The 13,577-nt window shown below is 68.2% G+C and carries 13 protein-coding genes; 10 read left to right on the top strand and 3 right to left on the bottom strand.

Features of this window, described 5'->3' with window-relative positions; genetic code table 11:
• Positions 1 to 309, top strand: a 309-nt coding sequence (locus QH195_RS22770; protein WP_280436931.1) for a phosphoribosylglycinamide synthetase C domain-containing protein, incomplete at its 5' end; no start/stop codon positions are given.
• 187 nt (positions 310 to 496) lie between these two features.
• Here the strand turns inward: QH195_RS22770 and QH195_RS22765 are convergent.
• Together QH195_RS22765 and QH195_RS22760 are read right to left on the bottom strand one after the other, a co-directional pair.
• Positions 497 to 1,057: a transglycosylase SLT domain-containing protein gene (locus QH195_RS22765; RefSeq protein ID WP_280423338.1), complete on the bottom strand. Its 561-nt coding sequence runs from the start codon at positions 1,055 to 1,057 to the stop codon at positions 497 to 499.
• A 395-nt stretch (positions 1,058 to 1,452) separates the two neighbouring features.
• The gene (locus tag QH195_RS22760) at positions 1,453 to 2,412 is read right to left on the bottom strand and encodes a M23 family metallopeptidase (RefSeq protein WP_280436930.1); all 960 of its coding nucleotides are present in this window, start codon (positions 2,410 to 2,412) and stop codon (positions 1,453 to 1,455) included.
• 414 nt (positions 2,413 to 2,826) lie between these two features.
• On the opposite strand from QH195_RS22760, the gene QH195_RS22755 reads away from it, so the two are divergent.
• The 7 genes from QH195_RS22755 (at position 2,827) to QH195_RS22725 (ending at position 11,432) form a co-directional block, all read left to right on the top strand.
• Positions 2,827 to 3,990 (top strand): pyridoxal phosphate-dependent aminotransferase, encoded by a 1,164-nt coding sequence (locus tag QH195_RS22755; protein WP_280436929.1) that lies wholly within the window; start codon positions 2,827 to 2,829, stop codon positions 3,988 to 3,990.
• Between the two features lie 136 nt (positions 3,991 to 4,126).
• Positions 4,127 to 4,765: a TetR/AcrR family transcriptional regulator gene (locus QH195_RS22750; protein WP_280423656.1), complete on the top strand. Its 639-nt coding sequence runs from the start codon at positions 4,127 to 4,129 to the stop codon at positions 4,763 to 4,765.
• A 6-nt stretch (positions 4,766 to 4,771) separates the two neighbouring features.
• A complete protein-coding gene (purB, locus tag QH195_RS22745) occupies positions 4,772 to 6,199 on the top strand; it encodes an adenylosuccinate lyase (RefSeq protein ID WP_280423655.1) in 1,428 nt (475 codons plus the stop codon).
• A gap of 210 nt (positions 6,200 to 6,409) precedes the next feature.
• Positions 6,410 to 6,841 carry an HIT family protein gene (locus QH195_RS22740; protein WP_280423654.1) on the top strand — a complete coding sequence of 144 codons (432 nt, stop codon included), beginning with the start codon at positions 6,410 to 6,412 and terminating at the stop codon, positions 6,839 to 6,841.
• A 454-nt stretch (positions 6,842 to 7,295) separates the two neighbouring features.
• Positions 7,296 to 8,228 carry an alpha/beta hydrolase gene (locus QH195_RS22735; protein WP_280436933.1) on the top strand — a complete coding sequence of 311 codons (933 nt, stop codon included), beginning with the start codon at positions 7,296 to 7,298 and terminating at the stop codon, positions 8,226 to 8,228.
• Positions 8,229 to 8,252: 24 nt separating this feature from the next.
• Complete coding sequence (locus QH195_RS22730; RefSeq protein WP_432278293.1) at positions 8,253 to 10,418, top strand: S9 family peptidase; 2,166 nt, start codon at positions 8,253 to 8,255, stop codon at positions 10,416 to 10,418.
• Between the two features lie 312 nt (positions 10,419 to 10,730).
• Entirely contained in the window at positions 10,731 to 11,432 is a 702-nt protein-coding gene (locus QH195_RS22725) for a DUF2334 domain-containing protein (RefSeq protein ID WP_280423652.1), read from the top strand.
• A 294-nt stretch (positions 11,433 to 11,726) separates the two neighbouring features.
• On the opposite strand, the gene QH195_RS22720 is transcribed toward QH195_RS22725, so the two are convergent.
• Complete coding sequence (locus QH195_RS22720) at positions 11,727 to 12,371, bottom strand: MBL fold metallo-hydrolase (protein WP_280423651.1); 645 nt, start codon at positions 12,369 to 12,371, stop codon at positions 11,727 to 11,729.
• A gap of 148 nt (positions 12,372 to 12,519) precedes the next feature.
• Here QH195_RS22720 and purS point away from each other — a divergent pair, with 148 nt between their 5' ends.
• Together purS and purQ are read left to right on the top strand one after the other, a co-directional pair.
• On the top strand, positions 12,520 to 12,756 hold the full coding sequence (purS, locus tag QH195_RS22715; RefSeq protein WP_280402369.1) for a phosphoribosylformylglycinamidine synthase subunit PurS: 237 nt from the start codon (positions 12,520 to 12,522) through the stop codon (positions 12,754 to 12,756).
• Positions 12,753 to 13,430, top strand: coding sequence for a phosphoribosylformylglycinamidine synthase subunit PurQ (gene purQ / locus QH195_RS22710; protein ID WP_280436928.1), 678 nt, complete (start codon positions 12,753 to 12,755; stop codon positions 13,428 to 13,430). Before purS ends, purQ begins: the two co-directional genes overlap by 4 nt.
• The last annotated feature ends 147 nt before the right edge of the window (positions 13,431 to 13,577 follow it).

Here is a 13,577-nt window from a genome sequence, read left to right as displayed (position 1 = left end):
GCTGGGGTCAGGGGGGTGGGGGCGGCGGATAACTATCGGGGGCGTCCGCGTACCGGTGATGTCATCCCGGGGGCTAACGAGGCGGCGACCTACTATCCGGCGACCGTCCTGCCGGCGGGGACGCCCCCGCGGGCGGACGGTGCGCTGGTATCGGCGGGTGGCCGGGTGCTGAGCATTGTCGGCACCGGTGTGGATCTGACCGCGGCGCGCGAGGCCGCCTACGACCGCCTGGCGGGGATCAAACTGCCCGGCAGTCACTACCGTTCGGATATCGGACTCGCCGCGGTCGAGGGCCGGATCGAACTCTGACTCTTCCGGGGCGACTGATCCCGAGCTTCCCGGGCCCGACGCTCCCTCTGGGTGCGGCGTCGAGTACTCGGGTCGCAGCGCTCGACGCCGCGGTGACCGGGGTGCCGGCACCCGGCCGATCTGTGGGCAGCCAAGCACAGGTCCACGAACCGGCCGGGCGGCTGTGGCGCCGCGGAACCAGGTGCGGTCAGTACGCCCCGAAGACGTTGTCGATGGAGCCGTACCGGGTGGCGGCATAATTGCACGCCGCGGCGATATTGGCGACCGGGTCGTAGATATCCCACGAGGTACCTTCCACGTGGTAGGCCGCGAAGGTGGGATCGATGACCTGCATGAGTCCCTTCGACGGGATTCCGGCCGCGGCATTGGAGTCCCAGAGGTTGATCGCGCGCGGGTTTCCGCCGGATTCCCGCATGGCGGTGCGATGGATACCCTCGTAGCTCGCCGGGATACCGCGCTGGGCGAGGATGTGCATCGCGTTGCGGATCCAGCCGTCCAGATTGTCGGGGAAGCTCGGCGGCAGCAGCTGCGGCAGCGGTTGCGGTAACGGCTGGACGAACTGTTGCAGCTGATCCCGCTGCGGTTGCGGCAACTGCTGTTGCCACTGCTGGGCCTGCTGTTGCAGTTGCTGTGCGGGACCCTGCAACTCCGCGGGTACACCGGCGACGGGGGTTTCGGCGGCCGCCTGCACGGGGACCGCGAGGGCGGCGGCGGCAACGGCCAGGGGCAACAGTTTTCGTAGATACATGACGTACTCCGGCAGCGCGGTACCACCACGCCGCCGCGATACTCGCCGGCGCCGTTGTTGCGCTGTTTCCTTTTGTGATTGCTTTCTGGAATCTGGGGATTCAGTTGTCCGCGGCCAGTAACGCGGGTTCCCGCGCCGACGGACATCGGCGGGGATAGGGCGGCGGGATATTCGGAGGAGTATCTTTGCCGCGATATGCAGGCTTGCGACCTGTTATCTGGCGAATCACAGAATGATTGCGAAACATTAACAAAAGATGAATAGAAGGCGAACTGAAGGTTCTATTCTGCTGAGAGAAGCGGCTGTACCTGGTTCTTTTGAGGTATCGATCACATCGAGAAGGCTGCTGTGTCGGGCGTGGTTTCGCGCTACCGGCAATTTGCCGGTGCGCAACCTCAGCCGTACGAGAGGCCGTGCAGTGCCAGCCAGCGCTGCGGATCCACGTGCCGGCCGTCCATGATGATCTCGAAATGCAGATGCGGCCCGGTCGAATCCCCGCGATTACCCATACGGGCGATCTGCATCCCTGCGGGTACCCGCTCACCGACCGAAACGAAGAAATCGTACATATGGCCGTAAACGGAAATGGTGCCGTCGTTGTGCCGGATCCGAACCCACAGACCGAAACCCGCGGCCGGACCCGCATCGATGACCGTACCGTCGGCGACGGCGTAGATAGGGGTGCCGATCGGCCCGGCAACATCGATACCACGGTGGAAGGTGCCCCAGCGACTGCCGAAGCCGGAGGTGAACGTGCCGGGGGCCGGAAGGACGAATCCGCCGGGCCCGGGCAGGACGGCGCCCGGGGGCAGCGCACCCTCGGGCGCCGGTGCGCTGTTGATCCACGGCTGTTCCTGACCCGCGGCCGCGGCCGCCGCCTCCGCTTTCGCACGTTCGAGGGTCGTGCGGGCGGCGGCGGCCACCACGGCCTGTTCGCGGAGCCGCTCGCCGTTGTCGATGGCGTCGAGATAGCGGCGTACCGAGGGCACCGGTGCGGACAGTTGCAGCGGATGGGCGACCGCGACACGGTGGGCGATACCGGGTGCGGGGGGCTGCTCGGACACCCACAGGCCCGCGCCCGCATCCCCGGCGGTCAGCAGCAGGGTGAGACCCAGCCCGCCGAGGAGAAAGCGGTGCCGCCGTGCGCTGTCGGCGAGGTCCTGAGCAGACGGCCGGCGGTCGAGGAGTTCGGTGAGCTCGGTGCGGGTCGGAATCCGATAGCGCAGGGCGGTGAGTTGCCGGCGTGTCCACCGGTGCGCGGTGCTCAGCTGCTGCCCACGTGTAGGGCGGGCCTGCCTTTCCCGCGCGGCGCGTTCCCGCCAGTCGGGTGCGATGAGCCGGCCACTACCGATCACTACCGCGCGCCGAAGGGGCGTGCGCGGTCCCGGGGGCTCCGGCGCGTCGATGTCATGCGGAATTTCGGGGACCGCCGCGTCGGACGCGAACTCCGATTCGGCCGAGCGGGTACCGGTGCCCGCCACGATGGGTTCGCCCGCCTGCGGCGGCCCGGAGTTCTCCGCGGGGGAGTGGCCGACCTGAGCACCGTGCCGTCCGGGAGAGCCCGTCGGGCTCGGGGCAGGTCGGGAGGGCCTCGATATCGGGCGGATCGCACGGCTCCAGCTACGCCGGAGGAGCCCGGCACCGCTACCGGAAGCGGTGGGTCCGGGCTCGGCTGGTGGCGGGCCGGGGGCCGGCCGGCTGGCCTCGTCGAGCATCAGAGCAGACCATAGCCGTCGAAGCGTCCGATGCGGTGTTCTACCGTCGGTCGGGTGTCCCCTGAATCTCGGCGCTCGACCATTCCACCTTTCTACGTGATGGATGTCTGGAAAGCCGCCGCTGAACGCGCCCGCACGCACGGTGATGTGCTGAGCCTGGCCGCCGGCCAGCCCTCCACTCCGGCTCCGGCGCCGGTGTTGCGTGCCACGAAGGCGGCGATCGATGCCGAATTGTTCGGCTACACCGAGACTTTCGGCATTCTCCCGCTGCGTGAGGCCATTGCCGGCCATCATCGGGAGACCTACGGCTACCCGGTCGATCCGGACGATGTCGTGGTCACCACCGGGTCGTCGGGCGCGTTCACGCTGATCTTCCTGGCGGCCTTCGATCCCGGTGACACCGTGGTGGTCGCGCGCCCGGGCTATCCGGCCTACCGCAACACGCTGACGGCGCTGGGGTGCCGGGTGGTCGAACTGGACTGCCGGGCCGAAACGCGGTTCCAGCCCACCGTCGCGATGCTGGACAGCCTGCCCGAACCGCCGCGCGGACTGATCGTGGCCAGCCCGGCCAACCCGACGGGCACCATGATCGAGCCCGCCGAACTCGCCGCGGTGGCCCGCTGGTGCGACGCCCACGGCACCCTGTTGATCTCCGACGAGATCTATCACGGCATCACCTACGGCGGGGAACGCACCGCATCGGCCTGGGAGGCCTCCCGGTCGGCGGTGGTCATCGGGTCGGTATCGAAGTACTTCTCGATGACCGGCTGGCGGCTGGGCTGGATGCTCGCACCCGCGGCCATCCGGCCGGCGCTACAGCGGCTGGCCTCGAATATGACCGTCTGCCCGCCCGCGATCTCGCAGTACGCGGCGGTGCACGCCTTCGATGCCGAGTCCCGGGCGGAGCTGGACGGCCATGTGCGGCGGTATGCCACCAACCGCCGGAACCTGCTGGACGGGCTGGCAGCGCTCGGGATCACCGATCTCGCCCCCGCCGACGGCGCTTTCTACGCCTACGCCGATATCGGTCACCTCACCGAGGATTCGATGGCATGGTGCGCGGATGTCCTGACGCATACCGGGGTGGCCCTGGCGCCCGGCCTGGATTTCGACACCGTGAACGGGAACCGGACCATCCGCCTCTCCTTCGCGGGTGCCACCGCGGATATCGAATCGGCACTCGGCCGGCTGGGAAGTTATCTGCAGCAGCGGGCTTGACACAATCTTTGTGCCAGGCAACAACTTTGCACAGTACGACACCATTGCTGCGAGGATGCGGTAGAAACATCGATGGTTGTTTCCCCTTTCCCTCATTTCGCACGGATGTACTGATGACGACTGGCACGATGGCACGGTGATAACCGCGACGACTCCGAAAGGTGAACGGCGTCGCCAGGCGCTGGTGGCTGCTGCCGCCGAACTACTGCTCGAAGGCGGTTTCGATGCGGTGCGGCACCGATCGGTCGCGACCCGCGCCGAACTCCCGCTGGCTTCGACGACGTACTACTTCGAATCGCTCGAGGATCTCATCGCGCGCGCCGTGGAGTTCAGCGGTAACGCCGAACTCGAGGCGATGCGGCGGCGCGTCGGTGAGGTGACCCACCGCCGCCGCGGTGCGGAGGCGACCGTCGATCTCGTGCTCGACCTGCTGATCGGCTCCGACGGGGCGGACCCGGGCGCGCGGGGCCGGTTGATCGCCCGCTACGAGCGCACCGTCGCCTCCGCGCGGCATCCCGAGTTACGCGAGGTCCAGCTACGACTACGCGGGCAGCTCGACGAGCTGCTTGCCGATGTGCTGCGCCGATCCGACCGGATCGTGCGGCCCGAACAACTCCGCAGGCTGGTCGCGGTGGTCGACGGCGCGGCGGTCGCCGCCTTGAGCGAGCCGGATCCGCAACCCCGGCGGCTGGCCCGCGGCGCGCTGCTGGAGGTCATCGATATCGTCGCTCCGGCGACGCACCAGCCGATGGACCGATACCGGTCATTAGACTGACCGGACGTGACCTCCGACCTGATCCCCAACGTCCTCGCCACCCGCTACGCCAGTCCGCAGCTGGTGCATCTGTGGTCTCCCGAGCACAAGATCGTGCTCGAGCGGCGGCTGTGGCTGGAGGTGTTGCGCGCCCAGTCCGAGCTGGGTGTGGAGGTCGCCCCCGAAGTGGTCGCGGACTACGAGCGGGTTGTCGAACAGGTCGACCTGGCTTCGATCTCCGATCGCGAGCGGGTGACCCGCCACGATGTGAAGGCGCGGATCGAGGAATTCAATGCCCTCGCCGGCCACGAGCACGTGCACAAGGGGATGACCAGCCGCGATCTCACCGAGAACGTCGAACAACTGCAGATCCGCCTGTCGCTGGAACATATCCACGCGCACGGCGTCGCGGTGGCCGCGCGGCTCGCCGAACGCGCCGCGGAATACCAGACCCTGGTGATGGCGGGCCGCTCGCACAATGTCGCCGCGCAGGCCACCACCCTCGGTAAACGTTTCGCTTCGGCGGCCGACGAACTGCTCATCGGCCTCACCCGGCTACGGGAACTGATCGAGCGCTATCCGCTGCGCGGGATCAAGGGCCCGATGGGGACCGCGCAGGACATGCTGGACCTGCTCGGTGGTGACGCAGCGAAACTGGCCGCCCTGGAGCAGCAGGTGGCCCGGCACCTCGGTTTCACCAGTGTGTTCACCAGCGTGGGCCAGATCTATCCGCGATCGCTGGACCACGATGTGCTCTCCGCGCTGGTGCAGATCGGCGCCGCGCAGTCGTCGCTGGCGCACACCATCCGGCTGATGGCCGGGCACGAGCTGGTCACCGAGGGTTTTCAGCCCGGCCAGGTGGGCAGTTCGGCCATGCCGCACAAGATGAACACCCGGTCCTGCGAACGGGTCAACGGGTTGCAGGTGGTGCTGCGCGGGTACGCCTCGATGGCGGCCGAACTGGCGGGGGCGCAGTGGAACGAAGGCGATGTGTTCTGCTCGGTGGTGCGCCGGGTCGCGCTGCCGGACGCGTTCTTCGCCCTCGACGGTATGACCGAAACCTTCCTGACCGTGCTCGCCGAGTTCGGCGCCTACCCGGCGGTGGTCGCCCGCGAACTGGACCGCTACCTGCCGTTCCTGGCCACCACGCGCATCCTGATGGCCGCGGTGCGCGCCGGGGTCGGCCGGGAAGCGGCCCATGAGGTGATCAAGGAACACGCCGTCGCGGTGGCGCTGGCGATGCGCGAGCAGGGTCGCGAGCCCGATCTGCTGGACCGGCTCGCCGCCGACGACCGCCTCCCGCTGGACCGAGCGGCCCTGGACGCGGCCTTGGCGGACAAGTCCGCCTTCATCGGCGCCGCGGACGCCCAGGTCGCCGAGGTCGTCGCTCAGGTCGGCAAGTTGACCGACGCGCACCCCGAGGCCGCCCGCTACACCCCCGCGCCCATCCTCTGAGAGGCATCGCCCTACCCGCGCGCGATAAGTGCTCGCGGCGGTCACGCATGGGCAGCCGGCTCACCGGCGCACGGGCCGTGGACCGGCATAGCCCTACCTTCATGCGGTACCGGCGCGGGCGGTGGGTTCAACTCTGCCGGCAAGCGGCAGCTGAACCGCTCGGAGCCGGTCCGGTTCCCGCGCGCTCGGGTCAGGCCACATAGTGGGGCTATGGATCCGTATTCGATTTTCGCCGACATCATCGCCGGGCGCGCCCCGGCCAGCCGGGTGTACGAGGACGACGATGTGCTCGCGTTCATGGATATCCGGCCGTTGACCCCGGGGCATCTGCTGGTCGTCCCGAAGATCCCGGCCCGGGATCTCGGTGAGCTGGATCCGGAAATCGGTGGCAAGTTGTTCAAGGTCGCGCAGCGGCTGGCCGCGGCGCTGCGGGCGAGCGAAGTGGCCTGTGACGGCGTGAACTTCTTCCTGGCCGACGGTGTCACCGCGGGGCAGGAGGTTTTCCACGTCCATCTCCATGTCATCCCCCGGACTCCCGGAGACGGGTTCGGGCTGCGGGCCCGTCCGCGGACGCCACCGCGCGCCGACCTGGACTACCTCGCCGGTTCCATCCGGGGCGCGCTGGACCGCGGGCCCCGCTAGGGAGCGTTTCGAAGCCGCATCATCGAGCCGGCCAGGGGGTCGCTACTTCCAGCCGCTTCTGAGTAGCCGTGTACGTCGATCTGCCCGGCATTCCGTCCGCATTGCCCACGAGGGCGGAGGACCAGGGGCCTGCGCCCCCGCCGGGCGTTCCCGCTGGTCGGCACTTCCTCCGAATTGGGCCGCGGCGTTCCTGCCGCCGGTGCTCCGGGCTTCTGCAGGTCGGATAGTTTCCGCATAAAGGGGTGCTGGGCGGGATTCCCACTCCCGGGGCGGTTTCGGAGCCTGGGCGGCCGAGGGCACGTAAGGTCGTGTATCGATAACTTTTGGCCGTTTGCTGTTCGAATGCTGAATGCCGACTACATCGCCGGGGCATGATGGTGTGAGTTGGCCTACGCCGAGTTCTGGGTGGGGATACGGAGGTGTGGACGTGCGGTTGTATCGATTAGCTGTACTCATGCTGGGAGTGGTCGGTTTGGTCGCCGGCCTCCCTGTTCTCCGGCCCGCTCCGGCGGCAGCGGCCGAGGTGGTCGGAATCGACGCCCTGAGCCCGACCCGTTCCGCCGTGTTCATCGCCTCGCCGGCGATGAACCAGGTCGTGCAGGTGCAGGTGCTGCATCCGGCGGGCGGTGGTTCGCGTCCCAGTTACTACCTGCTCGACGGGCTGGATCCGGGTATCGGACAGAGCACCTGGACCAACGCCACCGACGCCGAGCCGTTCTTCCTGGGCAAGGACGTGAACGTGGTGCTGCCGGTCGGCGGGAAGGCCAGCTATTTCACCGACTGGCGCCACCCCGACCCGGCCCTGGGCCACTACAAGTGGGAAACCTTCCTCACCCAGGAACTGCCGCCCCTCATCGACGCCAACTTCGCCGGTAACGGAGTGAACGCGATCGGCGGGCTGTCCATGGGCGGCCATGCGGCTTATATCCTCGCCGCGCGACATCCTGCCCTGTACACCGCGGTCGCCGGATACAGCGCCTGCCCGGATACGGGGATGGCCACCGGTGCGGTGCAGTTCTCGATCATGACCCGGGGCGGCAACCCCGACAATATGTGGGGTCCGGGCGGCAGTCCGGAATGGGCGGCCCACGATCCGGCGCTCATGCTCGACCGGTTGCGCGGTAAAATCCTGTACCTGTCCACCGGGACGGGCCTGCCGGGGCCGCACGAACTGGAACTCAAACCACAGCTGCCGGAGAACATCGTGCTCGGCGGCCCGATCGAGTTCGCGGTCGATACCTGTGTGATCGCCTTCGAGCGGCGGGCGCGGGCGGCCGGTCTGCCGATCCGGGTCGACTACAGCCCGGTCGGCACCCATTCGTGGTCGTATTGGAACGACCACCTCAAGGCGTCCTGGCCGGTCGTCGGCCGCGCGATCGGGGCATAGGGCCGGGCCGCTACGGTGGTGGCCATGGCTGACACTGGTGGTCCGATGACCGAGGCGGTGACGGCGCCGACGGCGAAGACGGTGCCGCAGGAGCGAGTGCATCACGGCGATCGTTTCGTCGACGAATACGAGTGGCTGCGGGACAAGGACAACCCGGAGGTCATCGCCTATCTGGAGGCCGAGAACGCCTACACCGAGGCCCAGACCGCGCATCTGGCCCCGCTGCGGGAGAAGATCTTCGACGAGATCAAATCCCGCACCCAGGAAACCGATCTGTCGGTGCCCACCCGGCTGGGCGAGTACTGGTACTACTCGCGCAGCTTCGAGGGCAAGCAGTACGGCGTGCAGTGCCGCTGCCCGATCGACGCCGCCGCGGCGGGTATCGACGCCTGGACTCCGCCGAAACTGGAGGCCGATACCGAGATCCCCGGCGAACAGGTGCTGCTGGACAGCAACGAGCTGGCCGAGGGCCACGATTTCTTCGCCCTCGGCGCGTTCTCGGTGAGCCACGACGGGAACCTGCTGGCCTTCTCGGTGGATACGGCCGGCGACGAGCGCTACACGCTGCGGTTCAAGGATCTGCGCACCGGCGAACTGCTCGTCGACGAGATCGCGCGGACCGCGCCCGGCGCCACCTGGTCGCTGGACGGCAGCCACGTCTTCTATCAAACCGTCGACGAATCGTGGCGGCCCGATACCGTGTGGCGGCACCGCCTCGGCACCGGCACCGAGACCGATGTCAAGGTCTTCCACGAACCGGACGAGCGGTACTGGGTCAGTATCGGCGGTACCCGCTCCGAGAAGTACCTGATGATCTGGGTCGGCTCCAAGATCACCACCGAGGGCTGGGTACTCGAATCGGACAACCCGACCGGCGAGTTCCGGGTACTGCTGCCCCGGCGTGAAGGCGTGGAATACGCCGCCGAACATGCGGTGGTCGCGGGGCAGGACCGATTCCTGATCCTGCACAACGATGTCGTGGACGGCGTGAAGGCGGAGAACTTCGTACTGGCCGAGGCCCCGGCCGACGATCCCGCGCAACTGCGCACACTGATCGGGCATCGCGACGATGTGCGGCTCGAGGATATCGACGCGTTCGCCGGTCAGCTGGTGCTCAGTTACCGCCGCGAGGCGCTGCCGCGGGTGGCGGTGTGGCCGCTCGGCCCGGACGGGTACGGCGAACTGCGGGAGATCGAATTCGATCTCGAGCTCTACAGCGCCGGACTCGGATCCTGCCCGGAATGGGATCAGCCGACTCTGCGGGTCGGGCTCACCTCGTTCATCACCCCGACCCAGGTTTTCGATTACGTCGTGGACACCGGGGAACTGCTGCTGCGCAAGGAGCAGCCCGTGCTCGGCGGATACGAGGCCGGAGACTATGTGCAGCATCGGGACTGGGCGGAGGCCGCGGACGGTACCCGGATCCCGATCTCGATCGTCGCCCGCCGCGATACCGACCTGAGTACCGGCCCGAAACCGCTGCTGCTCTACGGGTACGGCTCCTACGAGGCCAGTATGGACCCCGGATTCTCGGTATCGCGGCTGTCGCTGCTGGACCGCGGGATGGTGTTCGCCATCGCTCATGTGCGCGGTGGCGGCGAAATGGGCCGGTTGTGGTACGAGAACGGCAAAACCCTCACCAAGAAGAACACCTTCACCGATTTCGTCGCCTGCGCACGGCATCTGGTGGACAACGGGACCACGGCGGCGGACCGGATGATCGCCGACGGCGGTAGCGCGGGCGGGCTGCTGGTGGGCGCGGTGGCGAATATGGCACCGGAACTCTTCGCCGGGGTACTGGCGAATGTGCCGTTCGTGGACCCCCTGACCTCCATCCTCGACCCGTCGCTCCCGTTGACCGTGATCGAATGGGACGAGTGGGGAAACCCGCTGTCGGACAAGGACGTCTACGATTACATGAAATCGTATTCGCCCTATGAGAACGTAGTCGCGCAGGACTATCCCGCCATCCTCGCGATCACCAGCATCAACGACACCCGGGTGCTGTACGTGGAACCGGCGAAATGGGTCGCGAAACTCCGCGCCACCAAAACCGGGGATGCGCCGCTGCTGCTCAAGACCGAGATGAGTGCCGGCCACGGCGGCGTCAGCGGACGGTACGAGAAATGGCGCGAGGTCGCGTTCGAATACGCCTGGGTGCTCGACATCGTCGGTGCCGGGGACCGGTAGTCGGCAGCGCTGATCGCGACAGCGACAGCGACAGCGTGGACGATCCGGCGACCGGACGGGTAGAGCCACCGAGCCACCGGACGGCGCGTGCCGTCCGGTGCCCGTCCGCGCACGTCATGGCACCGGCGGGCGTCGGTCCGTCCACGCTCGCCGGGTGCACAGCCGCGGGCGCCCGTGTAGGCGGGGGCGACCGGACCGTCGCCGGATGTTCGCCCGGCCGTCACGCCCACTGCACGGGCTGGTCACCGGACCTGCATGTATAGGTCATCGGCATGGCATATGGCGGTCACCTCCGGCTGCCACCGTTGGTACATGAACGCTGAGCTACTCGTATCGGTGTCCGGAGTCCGGGAAGCCACCCGCGATGCCGCGATCGGGTTCGCCGAGGAGATGGATCAGCGCGGCGTGCGGTTGTCGCTGCTGGTGGCGCCACGCCTGAAGGGCAAGTACCGGCTGGCCGACGACCCCACCACGCAGACCTGGCTGCGCGGCCGCCGGGAGCGCGGGGACGCCATCGTGCTGCACGGATACGACCAGGCCGCCACGAAACGGCGTCGCGCCGAATTCGCGACCCTGCCCAGACACGAGGCGCTCCTGCGGCTCACCGCGGCCGATCGGGCCATGGAACAGGTGGGGTTGCGGACCCGGCTGTTCGCGGCCCCGCGCTGGGATGCGTCCGCGGGTGCCGTCGCGGCGCTGCCCGAACTGGGTTTCCGGGTTTCGCTGGGGCTGACCGGAATTCACGATCTGCAACGCAATACCGTGCAGAAGGCGCGGGTCTACGGCATCGGTGAAGGTTTCCGGGCCGAACCGTGGTGGTGCCGGGCGCTGGTACTCGGCGCTGCCCGGACCGCCCGCCGCGGTGGGGTATTGCGGCTGGCGGTCTCGGCCGCACAGCTGGGACGGCCGGGTCCGCGGCAGGCGATGCTGGATGCAGTCGATCTGGCGCTGTACCACGGGGCGCGCAGCGACGTGTACCGCTGGGAAGTCGTCGCCGCGGTGCGCGCGGCCTGAGACTCCGCCGCCCCCTGATCGGCGATAACGGGGGCGGCGGGGTGGGCCGTCAATGAAGTGGTGTGCAGGGCCGGCGGTGAATGGGCAGGGTGGACCAGCCGTGAGGGGGCGGGCTGTGATTTCGGAAGCGCTCCGCGCCTCGAGGGTGGGGCCCTGTCAACCCGGTTCTTCACTCCCGCCGGTCGGTCGCTGCGCTCCCTCCCTCTGGTCGCTCCAGAACCGGGCGGGCCCCACCCCGGGGGGTGAACCATTCATGGGCGGGATAGACCGGGGCCGGGTGGTGCTCTTGCAGGGTCAGAAGGTGGTGGTGTTTTCCGGGCGGAGCGGCTTGAACTCGGTGTCGCTCTTGCGCATTTCGTCGAGGCGGCCGAAGTAGACGCCCCAGGCTTGCTCGGCGATGATCCCGTAGTGGATCGGGAACGCGACCCGGGGGGCGACCGAGCGCAGATAGTCGACCGCTTCGCTGATCTTCATCCACGGCGCCGCGGCGGGGACAGCCAGTACATCCACGGGGGTGTAAGGCACCCACAGCGAATCACCCGGATGGACGAACCGAGTCGGGTTGTCGGCGCTGCCGAGCTGGAACACGGTGTTGTCGACGACCGGGAGCTCGGGATGGATCACCGCGTGCCGGCCGCCGCCGCCGGTGATCCGCAACTCGCCGAGTTCGATCACATTGCCCGCGTGCACCGCCTCCCACGGACCCTCCTGCAACTCGGCGGTCTGCGGATCCGACAGCAGGCGAGCGTCGGGGTTGGCGGCGATCAGCGCCTCGATCCGATTCGGGTCGATATGGTCGGCGTGCTGATGGGTGACGGCGATGGCGTCCAATCCGGTGAGGCCCTCGAAACCGTGCGAGAACGCGCCGGGATCGAAGAGAACCTTCTTGCCGTGCAGTTCGACGAGTACGCAGGAGTGACCGAAATGGGCTACATGCATGCACCCAGGCTAATACCGCGGACCTGGTTCACCTCACCCGCCGCGAGCGCCGGTAGCCGCGACAATTAGGCTGCTCAGGTAACCCCATCAGCGTTCCGGCCCGTTGTGGCGCCGGGCGCAGCTCACCCTTTTTCGTGAGGAGCAACCCGTGGCACGTGTCGTGGTCGAGGTGATGCCGAAGGCCGAGATCCTGGATCCGCAGGGGCAGGCCATAGCAGGCGCACTACCGCGCCTGGGATTCGAAGGCGTCACCGATGTCCGGCAGGGCAAACGGTTCGAGCTCGAGGTCGGCGACGATATGAGCGACGACCAGCTCGCGGCGATCGCGGAATCGCTGCTCGCCAACACCGTGATCGAGGACTGGAAGGTGGTGCGCGTCTCGTGACCGCCCGTATCGGGGTCATCACCTTCCCGGGCACCCTCGACGATGTGGACGCCGCCCGCGCCGTGCGCCTGGCCGGCGCCGAAGCGGTGAATCTCTGGCACGCCGACGGGGACCTCAAAGGCGTGGACGCGGTCGTGGTCCCCGGTGGTTTCTCCTATGGCGACTATCTGCGCTGCGGTGCCATCGCCCGGTTCGCGCCCGTTATGGGCACCGTGATCGAGGCGGCCGGTAAAGGTATGCCGGTGCTCGGCATCTGCAACGGTTTCCAGGTGCTCTGCGAGGCCGGGCTGCTGCCCGGTGCCCTCACCCGCAACGAAGGCCTGCATTTCATCTGCCGCGACCAATGGCTGCGGGTCGAGGCCACCGATACCGCCTGGACCTCCCGCTACGAACCCGGCGCGCAGATCCTCGTCCCGCTGAAATCGGGGGAGGGCCGCTACCAGGCATCGCCATCGGTACTCGACGAACTCGAGGGCGAGGGCCGGGTGGTCTTCCGCTACGAAGGCGACAATCCCAACGGCTCCCAGCGCTCGATCGCGGGTATCGCCTCGGCGAACAAGCGGGTCGTGGGGCTCATGCCGCACCCCGAACACGCCACCGAAGCGCTCACCGGTCCGAGTGACGATGGCCTGGGGTTGTTCCTGTCCGCCCTGGACGTGCTCGTCGGTTCTTGACAGGAACAGTGGCGGGACTCGGGGCCGGGGGGGGGGGGGGGGGGCCCCCCCCCCCCCCGCGGGGCCAACCCCCCCCCCCCCCGGCGGGGCCCCCAAAAAAAAAACAAAGAGGGGGGAGGTGGGCGGTGGGGGACTCGGGGGGGGGGG

Source organism: Nocardia carnea, from assembly GCF_029868855.1.
Classification (GTDB): domain Bacteria; phylum Actinomycetota; class Actinomycetes; order Mycobacteriales; family Mycobacteriaceae; genus Nocardia; species Nocardia carnea_A.
This window is presented reverse-complemented; position numbering and strand designations above follow the sequence as displayed.